Annotated in this window: 25 protein-coding genes; 10 read left to right on the top strand and 15 right to left on the bottom strand. The window is 70.1% G+C overall.

The window, feature by feature from the left end; all coding sequences use genetic code 11:
- The first annotated feature begins 87 nt into the window (after positions 1–87).
- Positions 88–2,346: an ATP-binding cassette domain-containing protein gene (locus AB0O65_RS09630; protein ID WP_363384501.1), complete on the top strand. Its 2,259-nt coding sequence runs from the start codon at positions 88–90 to the stop codon at positions 2,344–2,346.
- A 65-nt stretch (positions 2,347–2,411) separates the two neighbouring features.
- Here AB0O65_RS09630 and AB0O65_RS09625 read toward each other — a convergent pair whose 3' ends face one another.
- The 11 genes from AB0O65_RS09625 to hemE all read right to left on the bottom strand — a co-directional run bounded on the left by AB0O65_RS09625 (position 2,412) and on the right by hemE (position 11,819).
- Positions 2,412–2,864 (bottom strand): hypothetical protein, encoded by a 453-nt coding sequence (locus AB0O65_RS09625; protein ID WP_191712545.1) that lies wholly within the window; start codon positions 2,862–2,864, stop codon positions 2,412–2,414.
- Between the two features lie 119 nt (positions 2,865–2,983).
- Positions 2,984–4,300 (bottom strand): glutamate-1-semialdehyde 2,1-aminomutase, encoded by a 1,317-nt coding sequence (locus AB0O65_RS09620; RefSeq protein WP_363384497.1) that lies wholly within the window; start codon positions 4,298–4,300, stop codon positions 2,984–2,986.
- A gap of 106 nt (positions 4,301–4,406) precedes the next feature.
- Positions 4,407–5,390 carry a porphobilinogen synthase gene (gene hemB / locus AB0O65_RS09615; RefSeq protein WP_071642088.1) on the bottom strand — a complete coding sequence of 328 codons (984 nt, stop codon included), beginning with the start codon at positions 5,388–5,390 and terminating at the stop codon, positions 4,407–4,409.
- Positions 5,387–6,184: a uroporphyrinogen-III synthase gene (locus AB0O65_RS09610; RefSeq protein WP_071642103.1), complete on the bottom strand. Its 798-nt coding sequence runs from the start codon at positions 6,182–6,184 to the stop codon at positions 5,387–5,389. The genes hemB and AB0O65_RS09610 overlap by 4 nt, the downstream gene beginning before the upstream one ends.
- Positions 6,185–6,195: 11 nt before the next feature.
- Positions 6,196–7,182 carry a hydroxymethylbilane synthase gene (gene hemC / locus AB0O65_RS09605; RefSeq protein WP_313479502.1) on the bottom strand — a complete coding sequence of 329 codons (987 nt, stop codon included), beginning with the start codon at positions 7,180–7,182 and terminating at the stop codon, positions 6,196–6,198.
- Entirely contained in the window at positions 7,179–7,856 is a 678-nt protein-coding gene (hemQ, locus tag AB0O65_RS09600; protein WP_071642084.1) for a hydrogen peroxide-dependent heme synthase, read from the bottom strand. The genes hemC and hemQ overlap by 4 nt, the downstream gene beginning before the upstream one ends.
- Positions 7,857–7,916: 60 nt before the next feature.
- The gene (locus tag AB0O65_RS09595) at positions 7,917–8,225 is read right to left on the bottom strand and encodes a hypothetical protein (RefSeq protein ID WP_313479498.1); all 309 of its coding nucleotides are present in this window, start codon (positions 8,223–8,225) and stop codon (positions 7,917–7,919) included.
- Positions 8,212–8,622, bottom strand: coding sequence for a phage holin family protein (locus AB0O65_RS09590; protein WP_071642080.1), 411 nt, complete (start codon positions 8,620–8,622; stop codon positions 8,212–8,214). Before AB0O65_RS09590 ends, AB0O65_RS09595 begins: the two co-directional genes overlap by 14 nt.
- Before the next feature lie 3 nt (positions 8,623–8,625).
- On the bottom strand, positions 8,626–9,021 hold the full coding sequence (locus tag AB0O65_RS09585) for a hypothetical protein (protein WP_313479494.1): 396 nt from the start codon (positions 9,019–9,021) through the stop codon (positions 8,626–8,628).
- 128 nt (positions 9,022–9,149) lie between these two features.
- Entirely contained in the window at positions 9,150–10,616 is a 1,467-nt protein-coding gene (gene hemG, locus AB0O65_RS09580; protein WP_363384489.1) for a protoporphyrinogen oxidase, read from the bottom strand.
- Between the two features lie 189 nt (positions 10,617–10,805).
- Entirely contained in the window at positions 10,806–11,819 is a 1,014-nt protein-coding gene (hemE, locus tag AB0O65_RS09575; RefSeq protein WP_363384486.1) for a uroporphyrinogen decarboxylase, read from the bottom strand.
- A 102-nt stretch (positions 11,820–11,921) separates the two neighbouring features.
- On the opposite strand from hemE, the gene AB0O65_RS09570 reads away from it, so the two are divergent.
- Both AB0O65_RS09570 and AB0O65_RS09565 read left to right on the top strand, forming a co-directional pair.
- Positions 11,922–13,184 (top strand): glutamyl-tRNA reductase, encoded by a 1,263-nt coding sequence (locus AB0O65_RS09570; protein WP_363384483.1) that lies wholly within the window; start codon positions 11,922–11,924, stop codon positions 13,182–13,184.
- A gap of 39 nt (positions 13,185–13,223) precedes the next feature.
- A complete protein-coding gene (locus AB0O65_RS09565; RefSeq protein WP_363384480.1) occupies positions 13,224–14,135 on the top strand; it encodes an oxygenase MpaB family protein in 912 nt (303 codons plus the stop codon).
- On the opposite strand, the gene AB0O65_RS09560 is transcribed toward AB0O65_RS09565, so the two are convergent.
- Positions 14,132–14,794, bottom strand: coding sequence for a hypothetical protein (locus AB0O65_RS09560; RefSeq protein WP_191712536.1), 663 nt, complete (start codon positions 14,792–14,794; stop codon positions 14,132–14,134). The genes AB0O65_RS09565 and AB0O65_RS09560 overlap by 4 nt on opposite strands.
- 107 nt (positions 14,795–14,901) lie before the next feature.
- On the opposite strand from AB0O65_RS09560, the gene AB0O65_RS09555 reads away from it, so the two are divergent.
- Together AB0O65_RS09555 and AB0O65_RS09550 are read left to right on the top strand one after the other, a co-directional pair.
- A complete protein-coding gene (locus AB0O65_RS09555) occupies positions 14,902–15,477 on the top strand; it encodes an HhH-GPD-type base excision DNA repair protein (RefSeq protein WP_313479478.1) in 576 nt (191 codons plus the stop codon).
- Positions 15,474–15,899 (top strand): DUF1801 domain-containing protein, encoded by a 426-nt coding sequence (locus AB0O65_RS09550; RefSeq protein WP_313479476.1) that lies wholly within the window; start codon positions 15,474–15,476, stop codon positions 15,897–15,899. The genes AB0O65_RS09555 and AB0O65_RS09550 overlap by 4 nt, the downstream gene beginning before the upstream one ends.
- A gap of 31 nt (positions 15,900–15,930) precedes the next feature.
- On the opposite strand, the gene AB0O65_RS09545 is transcribed toward AB0O65_RS09550, so the two are convergent.
- Positions 15,931–16,404 carry an adenylyltransferase/cytidyltransferase family protein gene (locus AB0O65_RS09545; protein ID WP_071642064.1) on the bottom strand — a complete coding sequence of 158 codons (474 nt, stop codon included), beginning with the start codon at positions 16,402–16,404 and terminating at the stop codon, positions 15,931–15,933.
- A 160-nt stretch (positions 16,405–16,564) separates the two neighbouring features.
- Here AB0O65_RS09545 and AB0O65_RS09540 point away from each other — a divergent pair, with 160 nt between their 5' ends.
- Both AB0O65_RS09540 and AB0O65_RS09535 read left to right on the top strand, forming a co-directional pair.
- Positions 16,565–17,866, top strand: coding sequence for a glycosyl hydrolase (locus AB0O65_RS09540; protein WP_363384475.1), 1,302 nt, complete (start codon positions 16,565–16,567; stop codon positions 17,864–17,866).
- A gap of 34 nt (positions 17,867–17,900) precedes the next feature.
- Positions 17,901–20,891: a glycoside hydrolase family 38 C-terminal domain-containing protein gene (locus AB0O65_RS09535; protein WP_363384472.1), complete on the top strand. Its 2,991-nt coding sequence runs from the start codon at positions 17,901–17,903 to the stop codon at positions 20,889–20,891.
- Between the two features lie 388 nt (positions 20,892–21,279).
- Here the strand turns inward: AB0O65_RS09535 and AB0O65_RS09530 are convergent, their stop codons facing one another.
- The gene (locus AB0O65_RS09530) at positions 21,280–22,665 is read right to left on the bottom strand and encodes a glycine--tRNA ligase (protein WP_071642058.1); all 1,386 of its coding nucleotides are present in this window, start codon (positions 22,663–22,665) and stop codon (positions 21,280–21,282) included.
- Positions 22,666–22,775: 110 nt separating this feature from the next.
- On the opposite strand from AB0O65_RS09530, the gene AB0O65_RS09525 reads away from it, so the two are divergent.
- Positions 22,776–23,192, top strand: coding sequence for a VOC family protein (locus AB0O65_RS09525; RefSeq protein ID WP_363384468.1), 417 nt, complete (start codon positions 22,776–22,778; stop codon positions 23,190–23,192).
- Here the strand turns inward: AB0O65_RS09525 and AB0O65_RS09520 are convergent.
- Positions 23,182–23,871: a GNAT family N-acetyltransferase gene (locus AB0O65_RS09520; RefSeq protein ID WP_363384465.1), complete on the bottom strand. Its 690-nt coding sequence runs from the start codon at positions 23,869–23,871 to the stop codon at positions 23,182–23,184. The genes AB0O65_RS09525 and AB0O65_RS09520 overlap by 11 nt on opposite strands.
- A gap of 106 nt (positions 23,872–23,977) precedes the next feature.
- Here AB0O65_RS09520 and AB0O65_RS09515 point away from each other — a divergent pair, with 106 nt between their 5' ends.
- Entirely contained in the window at positions 23,978–24,766 is a 789-nt protein-coding gene (locus tag AB0O65_RS09515) for a TspO/MBR family protein (RefSeq protein ID WP_363384462.1), read from the top strand.
- A 42-nt stretch (positions 24,767–24,808) separates the two neighbouring features.
- Positions 24,809–26,278: a peptide MFS transporter gene (locus tag AB0O65_RS09510; RefSeq protein ID WP_363384459.1), complete on the top strand. Its 1,470-nt coding sequence runs from the start codon at positions 24,809–24,811 to the stop codon at positions 26,276–26,278.
- The last annotated feature ends 19 nt before the right edge of the window (positions 26,279–26,297 follow it).

Below are 26,297 nucleotides of genomic sequence, written 5' to 3'. Positions count from 1 at the left end.
AGGATGCCCGTTTCCGGCAGGTGAAGCGCGGATTCTCCCAGGTTTCCGCGAAGATGGAAGAGATTGTCCCGAACAGGAGAGGTCGCCATGCCCGAAGGACAGGTGCTCGAGTTCACCCAGGTCACAAAGCGCTTCGGCGCGGTGACCGCCGTTTCCGACCTCTCCGTCCGCGTCGAGCCGGGCGCTGTCACCGGATTCCTCGGGCCGAACGGCGCAGGGAAGACCACGTCGCTGCGCATCCTGCTCGGCCAGATCCGTCCGACCTCGGGCACCGCGACCATCGGCGGTGCAAGCTACTCCGACCTGCGGCACCCGCTGCGCACCATCGGCGCCGTCCTCGAGGAGTCGGCGTACCGCCCTCGCCGCACCGCGAGTCGCCAGCTGATGCTCGCCGCCAAGGCGAACGGCATCCCGTCCGCTCGGGTCGCCGAGGTGCTGCACCTGGTCGGCCTGCAGGACGACGGCGACACCCGCCTCGGCAGCTATTCACTGGGTATGCGGCAGCGTCTCGCCGTCGCGTCGGCGCTGCTCGGCGACCCGGGCGTGCTCGTGCTCGATGAGCCGGCCAACGGACTCGACCCCGAGGGCATCCGATGGATGCGTCTGCTGATGCGCCGGCTGGCGGATGAGGGTCGCACCGTGCTGGTCTCGTCTCACGTGCTGAGCGAGATCGAGCAGGTCGCCGACGACGTCGTCGTGCTCTCGAAGGGCCGTGCGGTGCACGCCGGTCCGATCTCGGAGCTCGCGGATGCCTCGGGCGGCGCGGTCGTGGTGGATGCCGAGAACCGCGCACCCCTGATCACCGCGCTGTCGGCTGCGAAGCTCGACTTCGACGTGCTGCGCTCGGGCGTCACCGTGCGCGATTCCGACTCGGCCGCCGTCGGCGCCGTCGCCGCCGAAGCCGGTGTCGCGCTGACCATGCTGCAGCAGCGCGGCCCCAGCCTCGAGGAGGTCTTCCTCGACCTCGTCTACGGCCGCCGCGCCGACAGCCCGCGCCTCGACACCTCCGCGAACCGGGTGGCGCACGCGTCGGATCCGGTGAATGCGACCGCCGCTGCCGACGCTGCGCCGGGCACCGCTCCCGACGCCCCGGCCGCCCCGGCCGCCCCGGCCGAGACGGATGCCGCGGATGCCGACGCTGCTGCGGAGCACGCCGACACCGGGGACGCCGGCGCTGCCGACGCGGCCCTCGTCGCGGGCGGCGTGCCGTTCTCGGGCGCGGCCGCTCTCGTCGCCGATGGCGGCGCCGTCGCAGCAGCCGGTGCCGGATACGGGGCGGCCCCAGCCGACACGGATGACGCGGATGAGGCGGATGAGGCCGTGTCGGAGGACTCCGGCACCGATCCCGACTCGGGCGCGGATGCGGACGCGGACACGAATTCCGGCCCGGAGGCCAACGCCGCGGCCGACGCCGAGGCCGAGGCCGAGGGCGCGGATGCGGATGCCGACGCGGACACCCAGGCCGACGCGGGCGCGGACGCCGACTCGGGCGCGGTGGACGACGCCGACATGGGCTCGGATGCCGATACGGACTCGGACACGGTCACGGACACGGACGCCGATGCCGCGCAGACGACCGATCTGGACGCCGCGACGGCGACCGACCTGGACGCCGCGACGGCGACCGATGTCGAGGCAGACGCCTCGTCGGCGGCGGACGAGGATGCCACCCGCGACCACGTCGACGAGTCCGCTTCAGGCGCTGGCACCGGCGCGGAAGACGCCACAGACGCAGGTGCCGCCACCAGCACCGAGACCGACGGCGCCGACGCAGACACGGATTCAGACGCAGCCGCAGCCGACGACGCCGACATCGACGCCGACGCAGACATCGACGACGACGCCGACATCGACGCCGGCACTGACGGCACCGACGCGGACGACACTGTCGCCGACGACGAGACCACTCACTCGGACGAGACGCGGCCGCTCATCCTGCCGCTCGCGACCGAGGCGGTGACGCTGCCGTCGGCATCCGTCGAGCCGACCTTCACCGAGCTGATCACGGGCCTGCCCGCGTCGGTCACCACCGAAGGGTCCGAGAACGCGGCTCCCGCTACCGAGGCCATCTCGATCGCGACACCCTCGCTCTCAGGCGACGACGACGATGACACGGTCGACGACGGCGACGACGACCCGCGGCTCGCCGCCATGCGCACCTCGCTGTCGGCCGCGGCCAGCCGCTTCTTCGACGGCCCGGCTCCCGACTACCCGTACAGCTCGCGTGCCCAGCGCCGCGAGGAGTCTGCTGAGGCGGATGCCGATGCCGCGACAGAGGGCTCTGACGTAGACCCGAGCACCGGCCCCGCTTCGTACGACGACGACCAGGGCCACCAGGATCGCTGACGGCTCGCTCCGCCTCGTACGGTCCGAGATCTCGCGGTCGGCGGGCGCGGCACACGCCGCTTCGGTCAGACGGTGCGCGGCCGCGGACGGATGACCGGACGCGGGCGCTGCTTCTGCACCGGCACCGAGCCGGTCGCGATGTCGACGACATCCTCGGGCTGGTCGCTGACCTCGAGCCGGAGCGCCTGGGTCAGCGCGAGCCCGTGCCGGGTGGTGAGGATGAGCCTCTGGAACTGCGCGTCGCCTTCGAGGTCGATCACGACGCTGGGCTTTCTGCGCCGGATCAGCACGAAGTCGGTGGTCTCGGCGGCCTTCCACGTGCCGGCGGCGAGGACGCCCGGGATGTACGTGCCGGGTCCCGGCACACCGCGGAGCCAGGTCCAGGCATCCTGAGTCAGCTGCACCTTGGTGATGTGCTCGCGCTCGACCCGCACGTTCTGGCGGTGGAAGGTCGAGGCCCGCTCGATCGGCGAGAGCACGATCTCAAGTCGCGTCTGATCCAGCAGCAGGGTCACCATGCGTCCAGTCTGCCAAACCGCGCGAGCGACGCGCACGCGACTTGCTGACAGGAGCGCAACGATCCTCTTGTGCTGAACCGGCAACCCCGAACCGGGATGCGCAGACCGCGACGGTCGGGTCAGGCGGATGCCGCGGCCGCAGCCGCCGCGGGCAGTGCAGCCTCGATGGCGGCGAGCTCATCGTCGCCGTGCGCGGCCGTGAGGAACCACGCTTCGAACACGCTGGGCGGCAGCGCCACGCCCTGCTCGCGCATGGAGTGGAAGAACGGGGCGTACCGGAACGACTCCTGCGTCTGGGCGGTCGCGTAGTCGCGCGGAGCCTCGGGCAGGAAGGCGACACCGAACAGGCTGCCGGCCCTGGGCACCGAGTGCACGACGCCGGCGTCGGTGAGGGCCGCGTCCAGCGACGCAGACAGCCGCCCGGCCGCGGCGTCGATGTGTGCGTAGACCTCGGGCGTCGCGAGCCGCAGCGTCGCGATCCCCGCGGCCACCGACAGCGGATTCCCCGACAGCGTGCCCGCCTGGTAGACGGGACCGACCGGGGCCAGCATGTCCATGACCGCGGAGCTGCCACCCAGGGCCGCGAGCGGCATCCCGCCACCGACGACCTTGCCGAACGTGATGATGTCGGGAACGTACTGCTCGCCCGACTCCTGCTGCAGCCCCCAGTATCCCGCAGGGTGCACCCGGAAGCCGGTGAGCACCTCGTCGAGGATCATCAGCGCGCCGTGCGCGTGGGCGGTGTCGGCGATGAGCCTGTTGAAGCCGGGCAGCGGTGCGACCACGCCCATGTTCGCCGAGGCCGCCTCGACGATCACCGCGGCGATGCGGTCGCCGTGCTCGGCGAACACAGCGGCCAGGGCGTCCGGGTCGTTGTAGTCGATCACGAGAGTCTGCGCGGCGATCGGCGCGGGCACGCCGGCCGATCCCGGCAGCGCGAGCGTGGCGACGCCGGATCCTGCCGCGGCGAGCAGCCCGTCGGAGTGGCCGTGGTAGTGGCCGGCGAACTTCACCAGCAGGTCGCGTCCGGTGGCACCGCGGGCGAGGCGGATCGCCGTCATGGTCGCCTCGGTGCCCGTCGAGACCAGGCGCACCCGCTCCACCGGGCGGACGTCGCCGTGGCGCACCCGCTCGGCGATCAGCTGCGCGAGCTCGACCTCGCCCTCGGTGGGTGCTCCGAACGAGAGGCCGCGGGTCGCGGCATCCTGAACCGCCCGCACCACCTCGGGCTGCGCGTGACCGAGCAGCGCGGGGCCCCACGATGCGACGAGGTCGATGTACTCGCGTCCCGCGGCATCCGTCACCCGGGCGCCGGAGGCGGATGCCAGGAACCGCGGGGTCCCGCCGACCGAGCCGTACGCGCGCACCGGCGAGTTCACGCCGCCCGGGATCACGGAGCGGGCGGTGTCGAACAGGGAGTCGTTGCGGTCGGTCATCGGATTCCTCTACTTCTCGACCCGCCCATCGCTCCGGTGTGAGTTCGTGCCGCGTCGCGGCGATGCAGACGGCACGAACTCATACCGGAGCGAGTGGCGGTGGGGGTCAGGGGGTGCGGAGCCAGCGGGCCGCCTCGACGGCCCAGTAGCTGAGGACGGCGTCGGCGCCGGCCCGGCGGATCGACATGAGCGACTCGAGCACGGCGGCGCGGCGGTCGATCCAGCGGTTCGCCGCGGCGGCCTCGATCATCGCGTACTCGCCCGAGACCTGGTACGCCCACACCGGCACGTCGACCGCATCGCGCACCTCGCGCAGCACGTCCAGGAACGCCATCGCCGGCTTGACCATCACGATGTCGGCGCCCTCGTCCTGATCGAACAGCGCCTCGCGCACGCCTTCGCGGCGGTTGCCCGGATCCATCTGGTACGTTCGCCGGTCACCCTGCAGCTGGGAGTCCACCGCCTCGCGGAACGGACCGTAGAAGGCGCTGGCGTACTTGGCCGAATAGGCGAGCAGGAGCGTGTCGTGGAAGCCCTCGTCGTCGAGCGCTTCGCGGATGACCGCGACCTGCCCGTCCATCATGCCGCTGAGGCCCAGCAGCTGAGATCCCGCGCGGGCCTGCGCGAGCGCCATCGACGCGTAGCGCTCGAGTGTCGCGTCGTTATCCACCGCTCCCGCCGGGGTCAGCACACCGCAGTGGCCGTGGTCGGTGAACTCGTCGAGACACAGGTCGGTCTGCACGACCAGGGCGTCGCCGACCTCGGCGGCCAGCGCCGTCGTGGCGACGTTCAGGATGCCGTCGGGATCGTCGGCGCCCGATCCGATCGCGTCGCGCTCAGCCGGCACCCCGAACAGCATCACCCCGCCGAGACCGGCCTCAGCGGCGTCCGCCGCGGCCGCCTTCAGCGAATCGAGGGAGTGCTGCACGACCCCCGGCATGGAGCCGATCGGCGCGGCGTCGGTGAGACCCTCGCGCACGAACATGGGCAGCACCAGCTGTCGCGGCTCGAGCGACGTCTCGCGCACGAGGTCGCGCACGGGAGCCGACTGGCGAAGGCGGCGCAGCCGCGCGTCGGGGAAGCGACTCACGGCGCGAACTCGTCTGCCGCGTGCGGAAGAGTGAACCGCGAGACCGTGTCGATCAGCGCGTCGACCGTCTGCTTGTCGGCGATGGCCGTGACGGGAAGGCCGGCCTTCTCGGCATCCTTCGCGGTACGGGGGCCGATCGCGGCGAGCATCGTCGTGTCGGGGATCTCGGGGAACTGCTCGCGCACCTGCTTGGCCACCGAGCCGCTGGTGATCAGGATCGCGTTGATGCGGCCGTTCTCCACGTCGCGGCGGATGCGCTCGGTGACCGGCACGCCGACGGTGCGGTAGGCGACCACGCTGTCGACGTCGTGCCCCGCCTCCGTGAGCATGACCGAGAGGACGGGCTTCGCGATCTCGCTGCGCAGGGTGAGGACGCGCTGCGCGTCGGGTTCGATCGAGATGATCTTCTCGGCCATCCCGGCCGCGGAGTTGTCGAGCTCGGGCATCAGCGCGACGTCGTACCCCACGGCCTGCAGAGCCGCCGCGGTCGTCTCACCGACGGCGGCGACCTTCGTCTTCGACGGTATCGCGACGCGATGCGCGTACAGCACGTCGACCGTCGTGGCGCTGGTGATGGTCAGCCAGTCGTACTCGCCGGCCTGCAGACGAGCGAGCGCCGCGTCGAGGGCGTCCTGGTCGGTGGTCGGGGCGAAGTTGATGAGAGGCGCCACCACCGGCACCGCACCCATCGCGCGAAGACTGGCGGCGACGCTATCACCCCAGGGGCCACCCCGCGGCACGAGAACGCGCCAGCCGTCGAGCGGCCTGGCGGTCTTGGTTTCGGAAGCAGTCATCTCGATCACTCTCAGGGGAGGAGGTCGGCCGCTCCCTGTTCGAGCAGCCGATGGGCCGCAGAGTCGCCGAGCTCACGAGCCGTGCGCACCGGGTCTGCACCATCGGCAGCATCCGCTCCGTTGCCGCTGCCGTTCCGTCGAATATACCCCCTGTTCAGGGGCTCGGAGACGTCGAGTCCGATTCGGCGGCCGCCACCGGGCTCGTACACGACGGCTCGCAGACGGATGCTGTCTCCCGTGACGACCGCGTGTGCCCCCATCGGAGCCTGGCAGCCGGCCTCGAGTCCCGCCAGCACGGCTCGCTCCACCGTCACCGCGATGCGGGTGTCGAGGTCGTCGAGGCGGCTGAGCGCATCGAGCAGCTCCGCCGGTGCATCCGCCGTCGTCTCCACGGCGAGTGCGCCCTGCCCCGGCGCTGTCGGCCATTCGGTGAGACCCAGCTCTTCGCGGCGCAGGGTCGTCTCCGAGCCGAGACGCGTGAGACCCGCGGCGGCGAGGATCACGGCATCCAGCTCACCCGACGACACGCGCTCGAGGCGGGAGTCCACGTTGCCGCGGATGTCGACCACCTGGGCGTGCGGCGCGCGGCGGCGCACCTGCGCGATGCGGCGCGGCGAGCCGGTGCCCACCGTGCTGCCGTGACGCAGCTCGTGCAGGGGTGTGCCGCCCCGCGTGATGACGACGTCCCTGGCATCCGCTCGCCGCGGGGTCGCCGCGATGACCAGCTCGGCGGGCACGGCGGTCGGCAGATCCTTCAGGGAGTGCACGAGGATGTCGCACTCGCCCCCGATCAGCGCCTCCCGCAGACGGTTCGCGAAGATGCCGGTGCCGCCGATCTCCGACAGGGATGCCCGGTTCGTGTCTCCCTCCGAGACGATCGGAACGAGTTCGACCGGACGCCCGGCGATCGCGGCGAGCGCGTCGGCGACGTGCCCGGACTGCGCCTGTGCGAGCGCGCTGCGGCGGGTGCCGAGACGGATCGGGGCGAGCGCGGTCACTGAAGCACTTCGGCGATCTCGTCGAGACGCAGGCGGCGCCCCGTATAGAAGGGCACCTCCTCCTTCACGTAGCGACGGGCCTCGGTGTAGCGCAGATCGCGCATCAGATCGACGAGTTCGGTCGGCGAATCGGACTCGAGAGGCAGCAGCCACTCGTAGTCGCCGAGTGCGAAGGCCGCGACGGTGTTGGCGATCACCCCGGTGAAGGCTGCGCCCTTGCGTCCGTGATCGGCGAGCATCTTGCGGCGCTCGGACTCCTCGATCAGGTACCACTCGGGGGTGCGCACGAACGGGTAGAGGCAGAGCCACTGCTTGGGCTCGACGCCGCGCAGGAAGCCGGGGACGTGCGCGCGGTTGAACTCCGCGTCGCGGTGCACGCCCATCACGTTCCACACGGGCAGCAGGTTGCGCAGCAGCTCGGTGCGGCGCAGGCGGCGCAGCGCACGCTGCAGCTCCTCGACGGTGTCGCCGTGCAGCCACACCATCAGGTCGGCGTCGGCCTTCAGGCCGCTGACGTCGTAGAAGCCGCGGACGCTCACCCCAGAGCTCTCGATGTGGCCGACGAGCACCTCGAGCTCGCTCTCGTCGGTCTCGATCGTCGGCGCGTCGGGGTTTCGACGCCAGACGGCCCACAGGGTGAATCCGGACGGGTTGTCATCGCGCGTTTCGGACATGCTTCCAGTCTGCCCCTTCTCAGCGAAGGCGGCGAACTCGACGGCGGGCCGTCGGCGTCGTCAGCGCGAGATCGCGCGCGCGAGCACCCACACGAGGCCGCCGACGGCAGCTGCGGCCACGACCACGGCCGCAGCTGCCGCGGGCGGATTGCGATGGGCGAACGCGCGGGCGCGCACGACACCCCGCGCGGTCGCCTTCTCGATGCGACGAGGGAAGTTGCCCCGCACCTCGATCGCCGCGAGCGCCGCACGCAGTTCGGCGCGAGCCGAGGCGACGGGATCGGTGATCCCCGCCGGCACGACCGTGCGGGGAACCTCGGTGGTGGTCAGGGCGGCGTTGGGCAGCGCCGTCTTCTCAAGATCGGTCATTGGCGGAGTCTCCCTTGATGATGCGCACATCGGTGGCGACGGCCTGACCCGGGTTCTGGCGCTTCATCACCTTGCGGAACCGCGCCAGACCGAGCAGAGCGAAGATCACGATGAACACGAGCAGCAAGCCGAACACGGCGAGGGCCGAGAGCCAGGCGGGCCACCACGAGCTCAACCCGATGATGCCGAAAGCCAGCAGCACCGGGATCGCCCAGAACAGCAGGAACAGCACGATGACGAACCACAGCCCGCCCATGCCGGCATCCTTCGCCGTGCGCGAGACCCACGCCTTGGCAGCGTTGATCTCGGCGGTGACGAGGTTGCGCACCAGCTCGGGGAGGTCCCCGAGCAGGGTCAGCAGGCTGTCGTCAGCGCGGTCGCGGTATCCGCGGAGCATGCGTCAGCCCTTGTTCTTCGGCGCGACGCCCTCGGAGCCGACCGGCTTGGCGGGCGCCATCGTGCCGCCCGAGGTGGAATCGTGCGACTCCTTGGCGTCGGCCACCTTCTCGGCCGCGTCCTTCGTCGCGTCGATCGCGCCGTCGAGCTTCTCGCCGGGAGTGCCCGACTTAGAGACGGCCTTGACGACCTTCACCGCACCGGTCCAGACAGCACCGGGAACAGCAGCGGCCTGCGACTTCGCGAAGTCCTGCACGCGGGAGACCTGCTCCTGCACGGGATCGAGGTTCCAGACCTTCATCCACTGCGTCCGGATCTGCTCGTAGCGCTCGCGTCCTGCTCGGCTGCCGAGGACGTAGCCCGCGCCGAGTCCGATGACGAGTCCGATCTTTCCCTTCATGAGGGCCTCCTGACGTTGGTTACGGCCTCTTTCGCGTTCCAGGGTAACCACATATTCCTCGTTCGGCATCTACCCTTGCGCCGAAGGCGGGTTGGATGTAACGGGTCGGCCGCGGAGCGGGCATCCGATCAGTCCCAGAGCAGGCTCGCGCGCAGCCGATCGGCCTCGGCCACGGCATCCGGAACCACCTGCGCGAGCCCGGTGCCGGCCACCCACGCACCCACCACTCCCAGGCCGCGTGTGGCGGTCACCGCCTGGCGGACCGCCGCTCGCCGCTCGGTGGCCCCGATCAGCGAAGTCGGCTGAGCCTGCACGTACCGTGCGCGGTGAGCGGCGAGCAGCTGGGTGGGGTGCAGAGTGACGCCGAGCAGAGCGGATGCCTCGGACAGCGCCAGCGCGGCGGCCGCGTCGTCGTCGAGGTCGGCCGTCGCCGCCGGCTCGCCCTGGCTGCCGAACGACACCCGCACGAGGTGGCGGCCCGCGGCGGCCTCGCGCAGCCAGCCCCACTTCGCGGTGGAGTGAGTGAGCGCCTTGGCCGTGTGACTGCCCGGCACGGTGAGCACACCGCTGCCGCGGGGGGCGGAGTCGAGCTCGGGGGCGTCCAGCAGCAGCGTGACGATCTCGATCTCCGGAGCGTCGCCGGCATCGCCGAGGCCGGCGACGTGCGTGTCGACGAGCTCACGCGCGGAGGGCTCGGCGGTGGCCACGATGACGCCGGTGGCGCGCAGCGACGCCTCACCCTCGGCATCCGGATGCTCGCCCTGCGCCGACTCGATCGCGACCGTCCAGTCCGCGCCGTCGCGCTCGAGGCGAATCACGCTTGTGCCGGTGCGGATGTCGGCCCCGTACGCGACGAGGTCGGCGCGCAGCGCCTCGACCAGACGGCCCATGCCACCGACCAGCCCGAGCACCGCAGACCCCGGCGCGGTGCCCTTGCGCTCGGCCGCGAGCAGGCCGACCGCTCCGGTCAGCGACCCGATGCGGGTGAGCGCGGCGTTGAGACCGGGCGCCGCGACGTCGGTGTCGACCTCGTCGGGATCGGCCGAGTACACGCCCGCCGTCACCGGGGCGACGAGACGGTCGCGGACCCGATCGCCCATCCGCGTGCTGACCAGCTTGCCGAGGCTGCGCTCGTGCCCGATGGTCAGCGGCGGCCGCAACCGGTCGACGTATGCCCGCCACGCGCCGCGCCACCCGATGATGCGACGCACGTCGTCCTGGAAGGGGTTCGCCGGGATGCCGAGCAGGCTCCCCTTGGGAAGGGGTGCGTCCGGGGCATCCGGGATGCCGCTCAGCCATGCTCCGCCGCCTTGCGGCGGCACGACCTGGTCGGCGAGGCCGAGCTCGTCGACCAGCGCCTTCACGTGTCCACCGCGGGTGGCGAAGCTCTCGGCACCGGCGTCGACGAGGATGCCGTCGAGATCGGCGGTGCGGATGCTGCCGCCCAGCGCGTCAGCGGCTTCCAGCAGGGTCACGCGCATGCCGACCTTCGCGCATTCGCGGGCGGCGACCAGGCCGCCGATCCCGCCGCCGACGACGACGACGTGCTGCTGCGCCGCTCGCGCGGCGAGTTCGGGGGAATGCTCGGAGGTCATGCCCCGATTCTTCCACCGGGGGCTATGCACCGGATGCCCGACGCCGCCGTGCATGACCCGAGGGAGCCGCGCGGGCTGCGAAGGCCGGGCCGGAGGGCTTGCGAGCACCCGACCGGGCCCCGGCGAGACCGGCGGGACCGGCGGCACCGGCGGGACCGAGCGGGCCCGGCGGGTCGGACTCGATCCGGGTCAGAGCTCGCCGTGCGCGAGCTGCACGATGCGGGTGAGCTGATCGGGGTCGGTCTCGGGCGGGACACCGTGTCCGAGGTTCAGGATGTGCCCCTTCGCCCCGCGTCCGCGAGCGACGACATCGCGGACGTGTGCCTCGAGCACCGGCCACGGCGCCTGCAGCATCGCGGGATCGATGTTGCCCTGCACAGCCGTGTCGGGGCCGACGATGCGGATCGCCTCGTCGAGCGGCATCCGCCAGTCGACGCCCACGGCATCCGCAACGCCGTCCAGCCGCATGTCGGCGAGGAAGGGGCCGGTGCCGACGCCGAAGTGGATGCTCGGCAGCCCGATCCCCTCGAGTGCCGCCTTCGAATGAGGGGCGATGTGCGCGCGGTAGTCGGCCGTGCTCAGCGAGCCGGCCCACGAGTCGAACAGCTGCACGACCGAGGCGCCCGCGTCGCGCTGGATCTCGAGGAAGCGACGCGAGATGCGCGAGAGCCATCCGGCCAGCGCGTTCCACGCCTCGGGGTCGGCGTGCATCATGGCGCGAGCGCGCAGGTGCTCCTTCGAGGGACCGCCCTCGATCAGGTACGCGGCGAGGGTGAACGGCGCACCGGCGAAGCCGATCAGCGGGGTGTCGCCCAGCTCGGCGACGGTCAGGCGCACGGCCTCGGCCACGGCGGTGCCGTCGAGGTCGGCGGGGTCGATCTGCGTGATGCGTGCGACATCGTCAGCGGTGCGCACCGGGTTGGCGAACACCGGACCGCGGCCGGGTTCGATCTCGACCTCGACTCCTGCCAGGCGCAGCGGGATCACGATGTCGCTGAAGAACACCGCGGCGTCCACCTTGTGCCGGCGCACCGGCTGCAGGGTGATCTCGGATGCCAGGTCGGGGGTGAGGCAGGCATCCAGCATCCGGGTGCCGACCCGCAGCTCGCGGTACTCGGGCAGCGACCGCCCGGCCTGACGCATGAACCAGACGGGGGTGCGCTCGGGGGCCTCGTCGGCGAGCGCGCGCAGCAGATCACTCATGCCGCCATCCTCGCACCGCGTGCCTATGCGTGCGGTGGGGTCGGATGTCGGGTTAGGTCGCCCTTGGATGCCTCCCACAGCAACGCGACGTAGACTTGTCGGGTGCTGCTCTGCGTGACGGCGAGTCACAAGACCGCCTCTTTCGAACTGCTCGAACGCCTCAGCCGCCAGCCCGAGACCGTCGCCCCCAGCCTGATGGCTGCGGGTGTGCAGGGAGCCGTCGTGCTCGCCACCTGCAACCGATTCGAAGCCTACGTCGAGGCCGAGGAGGTGGACTCGGAGGCGGTCATCGAGACGGTCGCGCAGGCCACCGGCATCCCCTCGGCAGACCTCGACGGCTCGTACCAGGTGGTCGAAGACTCCCACGTGGCAGAGCACCTGTTCGCCGTCGCCTCCGGTCTCGAGTCGGTCGTGTCGGGCGAGGGTGAGATCGCCGGTCAGGTGCGCCGCGCCCTCAGCGGTGCGCGTGAGCAGGGCACCACCTCCCCCCAGCTCGAGCGTCTGTTCCAGCGGGCCAGCCAGGCCCAGCGCAAGGTGAAGAACGTCACCGCTCTGCACCGTGCCGGCCGCTCGCTCGTGCGCCTTTCGCTCGAACTCGCCGACAGCCGCATCGCCGACTGGAGCACCCAGCGCGTGCTGCTCGTCGGCACCGGTTCGTACGCCGCCGTCACGCTCGCCTCGCTGCGCGAGCGCGGCGCCGTCGACATCTCGGTCTACTCGCCGTCGGGCCGCGCTGTGCCGTTCGCCCAGAAGCACGGCATCCGTCCGGTCGCCATCGCCGATTACGCGAGCGTCGCGCAGCACGCGTCGCTGCTGATCACCTGCACCTCCGCCGAGATGGTGCTGGGGCCTGCGCAGTTCGAGCGTCGCCCGGATGCCGCTGCCGGATGCCCGGTCGGCACCCACTCGCAGCTCGTCATCGACCTCGGCATGCCGCGCAACGTCGACCCCGCCGTCGCGCAGCTCGAAGGCGTCGCGCTGCTCGACCTCGAGACCATCCGCCTGCACGCCCCGCTCGAGGAGCTGCACGCGACCGATGCCGCGCGTCACGTCGTGCGCGAGGCTGCGGAGAGCTTCCACCTCGACGGCTCGCGTCAGAGCGTGACCCCCGCGGTCGTGGCGCTGCGCACCCACATCTTCGGTCTGCTCGAGGCGGAGATCGACCGTGCCCGACGCCGCGGCGACGAGAACGGCCGCGTCGAACAGGCCATGCGCCACCTCGCCGGTGTGCTGCTGCACACCCCGACCACGCGCGCTCACGAGCTCGCCGCCGAGGGCCGTGCCGACGAGTTCCACGCGGCGCTCGAGACGCTGTACGGGCTGAGCGCCGATTCCGACGCGGCATCGGCATCGGCCACCGCCTGATCGCGCGCCTCACCGCCTGAGACGTGCGACGCTGAGAGCATGACGCAGCGCACACCCCTGCGAGCGCGACTGCTCACCGCGCTCAGCGGTGACCCGGACGGGACCCCGAGGTGGGTCCGCGAGCTCGCCGAAGGCGATGACGAGGGCTGGTTCGCCGACGGCGGTGCCGCGTGGACGGTGCACGCGGGCATGGGAACGCTCGTCGCCGGCATCCGGGCGCTGCTGATCCAAGCTCTGCATCCCGGCGCGATGGCGGGGGTCCACGACTTCTCGCGCTACCGTGAAGACCCCATCTCCCGCCTCAACGGCACGGTGCGGTGGGTGCTGAGCGTGACCTACGGGTCGCGCGAGCAGGCGGAGCGCGAGACGGGACGGGTGGCTCGACTGCACCGCAGAGTCACCGGCGAGTACACCGCGGGAGACGGCACGGAGCGAGAGTACAGCGCCTCCTCCGCGGACCTCGTCGAATGGGTGCACCTCGCTTTCGCCGACGCGTTCCTCACGGCGCATGAGGTGTGGGGAGGGCCGATTCCGGGCGGGGCAGACGCGTATGTCGCCGAATGGGCGATCGCCGGGCGCCTGATGCGGGTGCCCGATCCGCCCACGAGCGAGGCGGAGCTGCGGAAGCGACTGCGCGGATTCCTCGAGCGCGGCGAGCTGCGCGCAGACGAACGCACCCGCGACATCGTGGCGTTCCTGCGACGCCCGCCGTTCACCGGCACCATGGGCATCGCCTACCGCGTGCTGTTCGCCGCGGCCGTGGCCACGATCCCCCGTCACTACCGCCGCATGCTGGGTGTTCGTCGCAGTGTTCTCCCGGTTGTGACCGCGACTCGAATCGTGCTCGCCGTGGCCGAGAGATCGCTAGGCTCCGGACCTCGTGCGCAGGATTTCGCGCGGCGCCGGCTCGCCGGCCTCGCTGCCTCGCGCCGTGCCGGCGAGGCCGCCTAGAACGGCAGGTTGCGGGATCCCGGAGGGGCGATCAAGAGACCAGTGATCTTGCCAGAACCGTTGTAGGCGACCCGGCCGATCCATTCGCCCGCCTCGTGACGCAGCGTCGCCTGTACGATCGCGCCGCTCGCGAGCACCCTGTTGGCGAACTTGCTGAGCGCGTTCGCGCCGTCGGGAGTCTGCACCGTGAGGTCACTGGGCGACTCGAGCCGTCCTGTCTCGGCGACGACCTGATTCCACACTCCCTGGATCTTCCGCTTGCTGAGCGTGCGGGCGCAGGTGTAGGTCATCTGCGTTCGCACTGCTTCGTAGTCGCCCGCATCCAGGCGTTCGAACACCGCGCGAGTTCGATCCATGAGGTCGATCATCTGCTCACCCATCTCCATCTCCTTCTGGGGGCGCGCAACCGCACCTCCGAACCGCTTGAACGCGGCTTGTCGGCTCACGCCGAGCGCATCGCCGATCGCCTGCCACGAGACCCCGGCGGCACGCGTCGCGACGACGAGATCGACCAGCCGTGCCTGCGACCGACGCACCAGTTGATCGGCTTGCCGGATCGCAGCGGCGTCATCGACCGGGACGCCAACCGCTCGTGCCTCCTCGACCGTTGCCGCGAGTGCGGACAACGGAATCTCATCACCCGGGGACTGATCGGCCATCTCTCAGACCATAGAGACAGTTCGCATGCGCGTCAACCTATGGTTTACATGCGCAAGGCTGGGACAGCCGATCCATGCGGGCAGTGCGGGGATGCAACACTGGGGGCATGGCCCTTCACATCACCGGAGACACCGCCGCCGACGATCTGCTCACGAACAACCCGCTGGCGCTGCTGGTCGGGATGCTGCTCGACCAGCAGGTGCCGATGGAAACGGCATTCGCCGGGCCGCTGAAGATAGAGCAGCGCACCGGAGCCGCCGACGCCGCCGCGATCGCGGGGATGGATCCGGATGCCTTCCTCGAGGCGTTCAAGCAGACGCCGGCCGTGCACCGTTTCCCGGGCTCCATGGCCGCGCGCGTGCAGGCGCTCTGCCAGACGCTCGTGGACGAGTGGGGCGGAGACGCCTCGGCGCTCTGGACCGACGGCGACCCCGACGGGCCCGAGGTGCTCAAGCGGCTCAAGAAGCTCCCGGGTTTCGGCGAGCAGAAGGCGAAGATCTTCCTCGCCCTGCTCGGCAAGCAGTACGGCTTCACCGGTGCGGGCTGGCGTGAGGCATCCGCTCCCTACGGCGAACCGGAGGCGTTCCGCAGTGTCGCCGACATCGTCTCGCCCGAGTCGCTGACCAAGGTGCGCGAGCACAAGAAGGCGATGAAGGCGGCCGCCAAGGCGGGAAAGGCGTGAGGCCGACCGGCGACGACGTCGCGGGTCTGATCGCCCGGTCGGCTCCCGCGATCCGGCGGCGGGATGCCGAGACGCTGACCGCCCTGATGCAGAAGATCTCGGGCCGCGCGCCCGCGACCTGGGGCACGATCATCGGCTTCGGTCAGGTGCACTACCGCTACCCCACCGGCACCGAGGGCGACACCGGTCTGCTCGCCTTCGCGCCTCGCAAGACGGCGACGACGATCTACCTGCTGGACGGTGTGGACGCTCATGCCGAGGAACTCGCGCACCTCGGCCCGCACGCGTCGGGAGCCGGATGCCTGTACATCAAAGATCTCGAGCAGATCGACCTGGACGTGCTGCGAGGCATCCTGACCCGCTCGCTCGCCTGGGCGGAGTCCGGCGGCAGCGAGGGAATGCAGCTCACCGTAGTGAGTTGAGCCTCGGCTCGGCGTCGCCCGGCGCGCGATGTCAGCCGCGGGCGAGGCGCTCGGCTTCCTTCGCGGCGACGATCTTGCGCAGGCCCGAGCTCGAGAAGCGATGGTTGCGGCTGTTGAAGTACAGCTCGATGCCCGCCTCCTCGCAGTAGCTGCGGCCGGTGAAGTCGCGCTCCTCGTACTCGTCTCCGACGATGCGCACGTCGAGCTTGAACGAGCGCAGGATGTCTTCGAGGTCCTGCTCGGTGGAGTAAGGGACGATCTCGTCGACGTACTCGCAGCCGCGCAGCTGGATGTAACGCTCGACGACGGTCTGCGTCGGAGCGTTCTTCTCGGGGCGGTCGAGCGTCGGGTCCATCTGCAGACCGCAGATCAGGTAGTCGCACTGCCGCTTGGCCTCGGCGAGCATCATGATGTGCCCGGCGTGCAGCAGGTCGAAGGTGGAGAAGGTGATTCCCACCCGCGGTCCGGGGTTGTAGTCCTGGTGCTTCTTGACGGTCTCGCTCATGGCGTCCTTCCGAGTGTGCTTCAGAAGATTCTATGGGGACGCAACTCGGGTAACCGACGCACCGCAGCGGCGCACGGTGGTGGGATACGCTCGACAGAATCGTGACGACCACGCGTCAGAGGGTGCTCGACCTCTGACCGGCCATGAAGGAAGGACAGCGATGTCCACCACGGCTGCGGGCGCTGCGCCCCTCCGCTTCGGGGCGAACTACACGCCCTCCACGAACTGGATGCACTCCTGGCTCTCGCTGAACCTCGACGACGTCGGCCGGGACTTCGCCGGCCTCGCCGATCTCGGTCTCGACCATGTGCGGATCTTTCCGCTGTGGACCGTGCTGCAGCCGAATCGCTCGCTGATCCGCGTCGAGGCGGTGGCCGACGTGCGCGCCGTCGTCGACGTGGGCGCGGAGTTCGGGCTCGACGTCAGCGTCGACGTGATCCAGGGGCATCTGTCGAGCTTCGACTTCATCCCCTCGTGGCTGTACACCTGGCACGACAAGAACATGTTCACGCACCCCGACGCACTGAGCGGGCAGGTCGCGCTCGTCGAGCGGCTTGCCGAGTCGCTCGGCGATGCGAAGAACTTCCTCGGATTCACCACCGGCAACGAGACCAATCAGTTCTCCGCGTCGGTGCACCCCTCTCCGTGGCCGGTGACCACCGCCGAGGCGGCGAACTGGATCACCACACTGCTCGACGCGGCCGAGTCGAGCGCTCCCGACCAGGAGCACGTGCACAGCGAGTACGACGCCGCCTGGTACCTCGACGGGCACGGCTTCACCCCCGCCCTCGCGGCACGCCTGGGCGCCATGACCACCGTGCACTCCTGGATCTTCAACGGCACCGCACAGCGGTACGGCGGCCGCTCCGCAGCATCCGACCGCCACGCGGAGTACATGATCGAGGTGTCGCGCGCGTTCGCCACCGACCCGCGGCGCCGCACGTGGCTGCAGGAGGTCGGCGCCCCCTCGAACTGCCTCACCGACGACGAGACGCCCGGCTTCCTCGAGGCGACCGTGCGAAACGCCGCCCGCACCGATGACCTCTGGGGCGTCACATGGTGGTGCTCGCACGACGTCAGCCGCTCGCTCGTGGACTTCCCCGAGCTGGAGTACTCCCTCGGCCTGATCGACCAGTCAGGTGCGGCCAAGCCGATCGGTCGGCGCTTCGCCGAGATCATCCCGGAGCTGCGCGAGCGCGGTCCGCGGGTGCCCCGCGAGCTGGGCATCGTCATCGAGGTCGATGACGATGACACCCCGGTCAGCCGCGGCGCCCTCGCGCCCGGCGGGCCGATCTTCGAGGCGTGGGTGCAGGCCTGCGAGAGCGGCGTCGACCCGGCCTTCGTGACGTCGACGCAGGCTGCGGATGCCCGCGTGCTGGCATCCCGCGGGATCACCGAGCTGGTGCATCCGGATCTCTCGCAGCCGGTCGCCACCTGCTCGTCGAACAACACCGTCGTCTGACCATCGCCGCGTTCCGCACCGCAGAGGAGTCTCCGTGCACGATGACAGTTCGCTCACCGTCGGACGCGTCAACCGGGTGCTCACCGAGCGCGTCCGTCCCGCCATCCACTCGGCCCGGGTGCCGCTCGAGATCGCCGCGCACCAGCTGCCCGGCGAGCCCATCGCCCCCGCCGAGGGACTCGCCCTCGACTTCCAGCCGTTCACCGCCGGCGCTATGTGGGGCCCGGCCTGGGGCACCACCTGGTTCCGCGTGCGCGGAGAGGTTCCCGCCGAGTGGGGCGGCAAGAAGGTCGAGGCGCTCATCGACCTCGGCTTCGACATCAACATGCCCGGCTTCCAGTGCGAGGCGCTCGTCTACCGCCCCGACGGCACGCCCGTGAAGAGCATCAACCCCCGCAACCAGTGGGTCCCGATCGACGCCGTCGCCGGGCACACCGTCGAGCTCTTGCTCGAAGGCGCGGCCAACCCCGTGCTGCTCGACTACCACCCCTTCCTGCCCACGCAGGATGGCGACATCCGCACCTCCTCCCCCGAGCCGCTGTACCGTGTGCGCCACATGGACCTCGCGGTCTTCGAGCCGGAGGTGTTCGACCTCTCGCTCGACCTCGAGGTGCTGATCGAGCTGCAGGCCGAGCTGCCCGAGACGAGCCCGCGCCGCATGCGCATCCTGCAGGCACTCGACAACGCACTGGATGCACTCGACCTGCAGCGCATCGTCGATACCGCCGGCGACGCCCGCGCGCAACTGGCCGATGTGCTGGCATCTCCCGCCGACGCCAGCGCGCATCGCATCGCCGCGATCGGCCACGCGCATATCGACTCGGCCTGGCTGTGGCCGGTGCGCGAGACGATCCGCAAGGTCGCCCGCACCACCTCGTCGATGACAGCGCTCATCGACGAGCAGTCCGAGTTCCTCTACGGCATGTCCAGCGCCCAGCAGTACGCGTGGATCAAGGAGCACCGTCCCGAGGTCTTCGAGCGGGTGAAGGCCGCCGTCGCGGACGGCCGCTTCCTGCCGCTGGGCGGCATGTGGGTCGAGTCCGACACGGTGATGCCGACCGGCGAGTCACTCGTGCGCCAGTTTTCGCACGGCCAGCGCTTCTTCGAGCGCGAGTTCGGCATCCGGTCGAAGGGCGTCTGGCTGCCCGACAGCTTCGGCTACTCCCCCGCCCTGCCGCAGCTGATGCGTCGGGCCGGGTTCGAGTGGTTCTTCACGCAGAAGATCTCGTGGAACCAGCGCAACGTGTTCCCGCACCACAGCTTCCTGTGGGAGGGCATCGACGGGTCGCGGATGTTCACGCACTTCCCGTCGATGGACACCTACAACTCCCAGCTCTCCGGCATGGAGGTCGCCAAGGCCTCGCGCCAGTTCAAGGAGAACCGCGTCGCCACCATGTCGATCGCCCCGGTCGGCTGGGGCGACGGCGGCGGCGGCACGACCCGCGAGATGACCGGCAAGGCGTTGCGTCTGGCTGATCTCGAGGGTTCGGCGAAGGTCGAATGGAAGCATCCGGATGCCTTCTTCGACGATGCCAAGGCCGAGATGACCGACCCGGCCGTCTGGGTCGGCGAGCTGTACCTCGAGCTGCACCGCGGCACGCTCACCAGCCAGCACGCCACCAAGGCGCTGCACCGCTGGGCCGAGCAGGCGCTCATCGAGGCCGAGCTGTGGGCGGCGACCGCCGCCGTGCAGTTGGACGCGGAGTACCCGTACGACGAGTTCGACCGGCTGTGGCAGCTCGTGCTGCTGCACGAGTTCCACGACATCCTGCCCGGCACGTCGATCGCGTGGGTGCATCGTGAGGCCGTCGAGGTGCTCTCGCAGGTGCTGGCGGATGCGGAGCAGCTGTCAGCCGCGGCACGCCAGGCTCTCGCGGGCGACGGCGATCGCGCCCTCGTGTTCACACCGACCTCGGTGGGCGACGGTCGCGAGCTCGGCGCCGCCGAGCTCGCGCGCCCTCAGGCATCCGCCTCGCTCGCGGAGACCGCGGACGGCTACGTTCTCGAGAACGACCTCGTCGTGGTCACGGTCTCGGCGTCGGGCCTGATCACCTCGGCGATCGACAGGGCCACCGGCCGCGAGACCATCCCCGCAGGAAAGCCCGCGAACCTGTTCCAGCTGCACCAGGACTTCCCGAACATGTGGGATGCGTGGGACATCGATCGCTACTACAAGAACCGCGTCGACGATCTCACCGGCGCCTCATCCGTCTCGGCATCCGTCGTCGACGGGGCCGCCGTCGTGAAGGTCGTCCGCGAGTTCTCGCAGTCGACCATCGCGCAGACGATCGTGCTCGCAGCGGACTCGCGCACGGTCATGCTGCGCAACGACATCGACTGGCACGAGACCGAGAAGCTGCTCAAGCTCGCCTTCCCGCTCGACATCTTCGCGCGGGAGACTCTGGCCGAGACGCAGTTCGGCTTCCAGCGCCGCGTCACGCACGTGAACACGAGCTGGGAGGCGGCGAAGTTCGAGACCTCGATGCACCGGTTCGTGCTGGCCCAGGAGGACGACGGCTTCGGCGCCGCCCTGATCAACGACTCGATCTACGGCTACGACACCTCGCGTGACGTGGACGGCGACGACGTGACGACCACCGTGCGCCTGTCCCTGCTGCGTGCTCCGCGCTTCCCCGACCCTGACACCGACCACGGCCGCCACGAGATCGAAGTGGGTCTGGTGATCGGAGCGGATGCCGAGATCGCGACGGCGGAGGGCATCAGGCTCAACGCGCCGACGACGCTCGTGCGCGGCGCGAACGAGGTCGACCCGCTGGTCTCGGTGACCGGCACGGGAATCATCGTGTCGTCGGTGAAGCTCGCCGACGACCGCTCGGGCGACGTGATCGTGCGCGTCTACGAGTCGCTCGGCCGCCGCACGCAGGGCGAGCTGTCGATCGGGTTCGAGCACACCGGCGTCCGCGAGGTGAGCCTGATCGAGGACGACCTCGAGAACGCGCGCACCGGCACCGCCCTGGCACTGAAGCCCTTCGAGGTGCGCACGCTGCGCATAACCCGCCCCTGACGCAACCGCTTCTCGCTCCGGTATGAGTTCGTGCCGCCTGGACCCGCTCCCGGCGGCACGAACTCATACCGGAAGGCGGTGGGTGTGGGGTGGGGTGGACGGGGGGTCTTATCGAGAGGGAAGGAACGGGGATTCTTTCGCACGAGAGGTCGCGCGAGAAGGCGTTCTCTCGTCGAGGCTGGAAGCAAGCCATCCACATCCGCGCGAAGGAGCCACGAACATGGACCGCGAGAACGACCTCATCGACACCGACGCACTGCTGCACATCGGCCGCCCCTACTGGTTCGACCGTCACCCGTCGCAGGCCGAGGGCGAAGACTTCTGATCAGGCGCTGAGACGACGGAGCCCCGATTCACCTATGTGAGTCGGGGCTCCGTCATGATGTCATCAGGCGCCGCGCAGGCGCTCGGACAGGTACGCCTCGAGGTTCTCGAGCGGCACGCGCTCCTGGCCCATCGTGTCGCGGTCGCGCACCGTGACGGCGTTGTCGTCGAGCGAGTCGAAGTCGACGGTGACACAGAACGGGGTGCCGACCTCGTCCTGACGGCGGTAGCGGCGGCCGATGGCGCCGGCATCGTCGAAGTCGACGGTCCAGCGGCCGCGCAGGGTGTCAGCCACCTCCCGCGCCAGCGGCGAGAGTCGTTCGTTGCGCGAGAGGGGCAGCACGGCCACCTTGACCGGAGCCAGCCGCGGGTCGAGCCTGAGCACCGTGCGGGTGTCGGTGCCACCCTTGGCGTTCGGCACCTCCTCCTCTTCGTACGCGTCGACGAGGAAGGCCATCATGGCGCGGGTGAGGCCGAACGACGGCTCGATCACGTAGGGCGTGTAGCGCTCTCCGGATGCCTGGTCGAAGTACGTCAGCGACTGGCCCGACGCCTCGCTGTGCGAGGACAGGTCGTAGTCGGTGCGGTTCGCCACGCCCATCAGCTCGCCCCACTCCGAGCCCTGGAACCCGAAGCGGTACTCGAAGTCGATGGTGCCCGCCGAGTAGTGCGCGCGCTCATCCTCCGGAACGTCGAACTGACGCATGTTCTCGGGGTTCACCCCCAGGTCGACGAACCAGTTCCAGCACGCCTCGACCCAGTGGTCGAACCACTCCTTCGCCTCGGCGGGCGGCACGAAGTACTCGATCTCCATCTGCTCGAACTCGCGGGTGCGGAAGATGAAGTTCCCGGGGGTGATCTCGTTGCGGAACGCCTTGCCGACCTGGCCGATGCCGAACGGCGGCTTCTTGCGCGATGCGGTGAGCACGTTCGAGAAGTTCACGAAGATGCCCTGCGCCGTCTCGGGGCGCATGTAGTGCAGACCCGACTCGTCGTCGACGACGCCCAGGTAGGTCTTCACAAGACCGGAGAACGACTTCGGCTCGGTCCACCGGCCGCGGGTTCCGCAGTCGGGGCAGGCGATGTCGGCCATGCCGTTCTCGGGCTGACGGCCCTTCTTGGCGACGAACGCCTCGATCAGGTGGTCTTCGCGGTGGCGCTTGTGGCACTGCAGGCACTCGACGAGCGGGTCAGAGAAGGTCGCGACGTGACCCGATGCCTCCCACACGCGCTTGGGCAGGATGATCGACGAATCCAGGCCGACCATGTCGCCGCGCCCACGCACGAAGGTCTGCCACCACTGCCGACGGATGTTCTCCTTCAGCTCGGTGCCGAGGGGGCCGTAATCCCATGCCGAACGCGAGCCGCCGTAGATCTCACCCGCTTGGAAAACGAACCCGCGGTGGCGGGCGAGGGCGATGACCTTGTCAAGACGGGACTGTTCGGCCACGGTGGCTCCAATGGTCGGATGCTGCGGGTGAGGAGCCCGTGAACACGGGCATCCCAATCCTACCCGCGACGCCCTTCCGGTACGTCGGGTGCCGGGTGGATGCTGGAGGCATGCAGCAGCGCGTGAGCTTCATCACCCTCGCCGTGGCCGACGTGCCCCGCACCCGCGCGTTCTACGTCGACGGCCTCGGCTGGCAGCCGATCTTCGAGTCCGACGAGGTAATCATGTTCCCCGTCGCGGAGCGGGTCATCCTGTCGCTGTGGAGCGTGGCCGGCTTCACCGCCGAGATCGGCGAGGCGCCGGCATCCGGGATCGCGCCCGTCACCCTCGCGCACAATCTCGCGACCGAGGCCGAGGTCGATGCCGTGCTCACCGAGGTCGAGGCGCTGGGAGCGCGCGTCTCCCGCGCGCGGCGGCGGGTGTGGGGTGGGTACTCGGGGTACTTCGCCGACCCCGACGGGTTCCGCTGGGAGGTCGCGGTCAACCCCGGCGACACCGGGGCCTTCGTGCTGCCGCCTACTCGGTGAACAGGTAGCCGCGCTCGTCGTCGAAGCCGGCGATGCGCAATCCCCGGCCCAGCAGCTCCTCCATCCCGCCACGCAGGCGCAGACGCCATTCGTGTGCGGCGTCGGGATCGCTGACCCGCATCGCCTCGACGTCGGAGGGGATCTCGAGAGTGGCGACCACGGCGTCGGATGCCGGCGGCTTGGCGATGTCGGCCAGCGCCCACTCCACGTCGAGCCGGTCGCTCTCATCTCCCGCGTCACCGCCGCCGAAGATGCCGTAGCGGTTCACCGAGTAGCCGCTGACCCGCGCTCCGAGCACAGTGAGGAAGAAGTGCGCGTTGCGGCCGACGAGCGGATCGTAGGTCCAGGTGATGCGCCCGACCTCTCGCGAGAACGCCCACTGCCGCTGGTGCTCCTTGAGCTCGCGCCCCCAGCCGCGTCCCCGATACTCGGGCAGCAGCGCGGTGATGTGCGAGTGCATGGTGCGCCGTGCGGGCTCACCGAAGAAGGCGATCGAGGCGCCCACCATCCGCTCTGCGCCCTCACTGTCGTCGAAGAGCCCGACGACGTAGTTGCCCGAGTGCTGCAGGGCCCGCAGGGTGCCGGCGTCGATGACGCGGTTCTCGCCACGGATCGAGTCCAGCAGTTCCTGGGCGTCGATGATCAGTTCAACGGTGTCGAGATCTCGAATCGTGCGCACGATGCCAGCGTACCGGGGCGCTCGACGCGCCGGGAAGGCGTCGCCGCCGCCCTCGGACTTGTCAACCCTGGCTAGCTGCTCGCCTACGACGAGTATGGTCGTGGCCATGAACAGCACCGGACGCGACATCGTGAGGCAGTCGACCGTCATCGCCGCGGCGGTGTTCATGCTGATCGGAGCGGCCGTCGGCGGTGGCGCATTCGGCGGAGAGTCGGTGGCGGAGCTGCAGAACGGCGCGCTGTCGGCTGAGGGCTCGTACCTCGCGCCGGCGGGGCCGGCGTTCGCGATCTGGTCGGTCATCTACCTCGGGCTGGCGGCGTACACGATCTGGCAGGCCCTGCCAGGGCAGCGCGACAGCACCCGCCAGCGTGCGGTCGGCTGGTGGGTGGCGGCTTCGATGGTGCTCAACGGTCTCTGGCTGGTGACCGCCCGCTACCTGAACCTCGTGGCCACCGTGATCGTCATCGCCGCGCTGCTCGCCGTGCTGGCGCGCATCATCGTCCTGCTCGGACGCGACCGGGCATCCGGCTCGCTCGAGCTGACCCTGTTCGACGGCGTGCAGGGCCTGCACTTCGGCTGGGTGACGATCGCGACGGTCGCGAACACCGCGGCATGGCTGACGCAGACGCTTCCGGGCGATCTGGCCGAGCAGGCGGATGCCTGGGGCATCGGCGTCCTCGTCGTGGTCGCCGTCATCGGTGCGGCGAGCGCATTCGTCACTCGCCGCCTCGCTCCCGCTCTGGCCACCTCGTGGGGTCTGGTGTGGGCGGCGATCGGACGGCTGAGCGGCGCGCCGGAGAGCACGCCGATCGGGGTCACTGCTCTGGTCGTGGCCGCGGCGATCCTCGTCGCCGGAGTGGTCGGACTGCTGCGAGCACGGCGCCCAGTGCGCTGACGAGCCCCGGTGCCCGAACGGGCGCGCGCGTAATCTGGATGGATGCCTTTCCCAGAATCCGCGACCGACAGCACGGCGTCACACAAGCAGTTCCTCGGTCAGCCGCGCGCGCTGGCCCACCTGTTCGGCGTCGAGATGTGGGAGCGGTTCAGCTTCTACGGCATGCAGGGCATCCTGCTGATCTACCTGTACTTCAGCGTGACGAAGGGCGGGCTGGGACTCGACGAGGCAGTCGCGGGCGGCATCGTGGGCGCGTACGGCGGGTCGGTGTACCTCTCGACCATTCTCGGCGCGTGGCTCGCCGACCGTCTGTTCGGCTCGGAGCGTGTGCTGTTCGGCAGCGCGATCGTCATCGTCGCGGGGCACCTCGCGCTGGCGCTGATCCCGGGTGTCGCCGGTGTGGCTGTCGGGCTGGTGCTCGTGGCGCTCGGCTCGGGCGGCCTGAAGGCCAACGCGACGGCGGTCGTCGGCACCCTGTACTCCGCAGACGACACGCGACGCGATGCCGGGTTCTCGCTCTTCTACCTCGGCATCAACCTCGGCTCGTTCTTCGGTCCGCTGCTCACGGGCCTGCTGCAGAAGTCCGTCGGCTTCCACTGGGGCTTCGGTCTCGCCGCGGTCGGGATGACGGCCGGCCTCATCCAGTACAGCTTCGGCCGCAAAGAGCTGCCGGCTGTTGCGCGCGAGGTTCCGAATCCGCTGCCGCGCAGCCGCTACCCGCTGTTCGGCGGCGTCGCGGTCGGCGCGGTCGTTGTGATCGTCGCGCTCGTGCTCACCGGCGTGATCCGCGTCGACAACCTGGCCGGCATCGTCATCCTGTGCGCGCTCGGGGCGACCATCGCCTACTTCACGGTGATCCTCTCGAGCCGGCACGTCGACTCGACGGAGCGCTCGCGGGTGTGGGCGTTCGTGCCGCTGTTCATCACGAGCGTCGCGTTCTGGTCGCTCTACCAGCAGCAGTTCACCGTGCTGACGGTGTACAGCGACAAGCGCCTCGACCGCTCGATCTTCGGGCTGGAGATGCCGGTGTCGTGGGTGCAGTCGATCAACCCGGTGTTCATCATCATCTTCTCGGGCCTCTTCGCCGCGCTGTGGACCCGCCTCGGCACCCGGCAGCCGTCCACCCCGGTGAAGTTCGCCCTGGGCACCGCGCTGATGGGCGTGGCCTTCCTGCTGTTCCTGCCGTTCGCGAACGGCGGTGAGGGCTCCACTCCGCTGCTGGCGATCGTCGGCATCCTGTTCGTGTTCACCGTCGCCGAGCTGCTGCTCTCGCCGATCGGGCTGTCGGCGGCGACCAAGCTCGCACCGGCGCGGTTCCAGACGCAGATGGTGGCGCTGTTCTTCCTCTCGGTCTCGCTGGGCACGGCGATCTCGGGATGGCTCGTGCAGTTCTACGACCCGCAGAACGAGGCACCGTACTTCACCGTGCTCGGCCTGATCGCGATCGCGGTCGGCGCGGGGCTGTTCGTGTCGGTGAAGCCGGTGCTGAAGCTCATGAAGGGCGTCAGCTGACCGGCATCCGGAGCCGGCG

This window comes from Microbacterium sp. NPDC077391 (assembly GCF_040686955.1).
GTDB classification, from domain to species: domain Bacteria; phylum Actinomycetota; class Actinomycetes; order Actinomycetales; family Microbacteriaceae; genus Microbacterium; species Microbacterium commune.
This window is presented reverse-complemented; position numbering and strand designations above follow the sequence as displayed.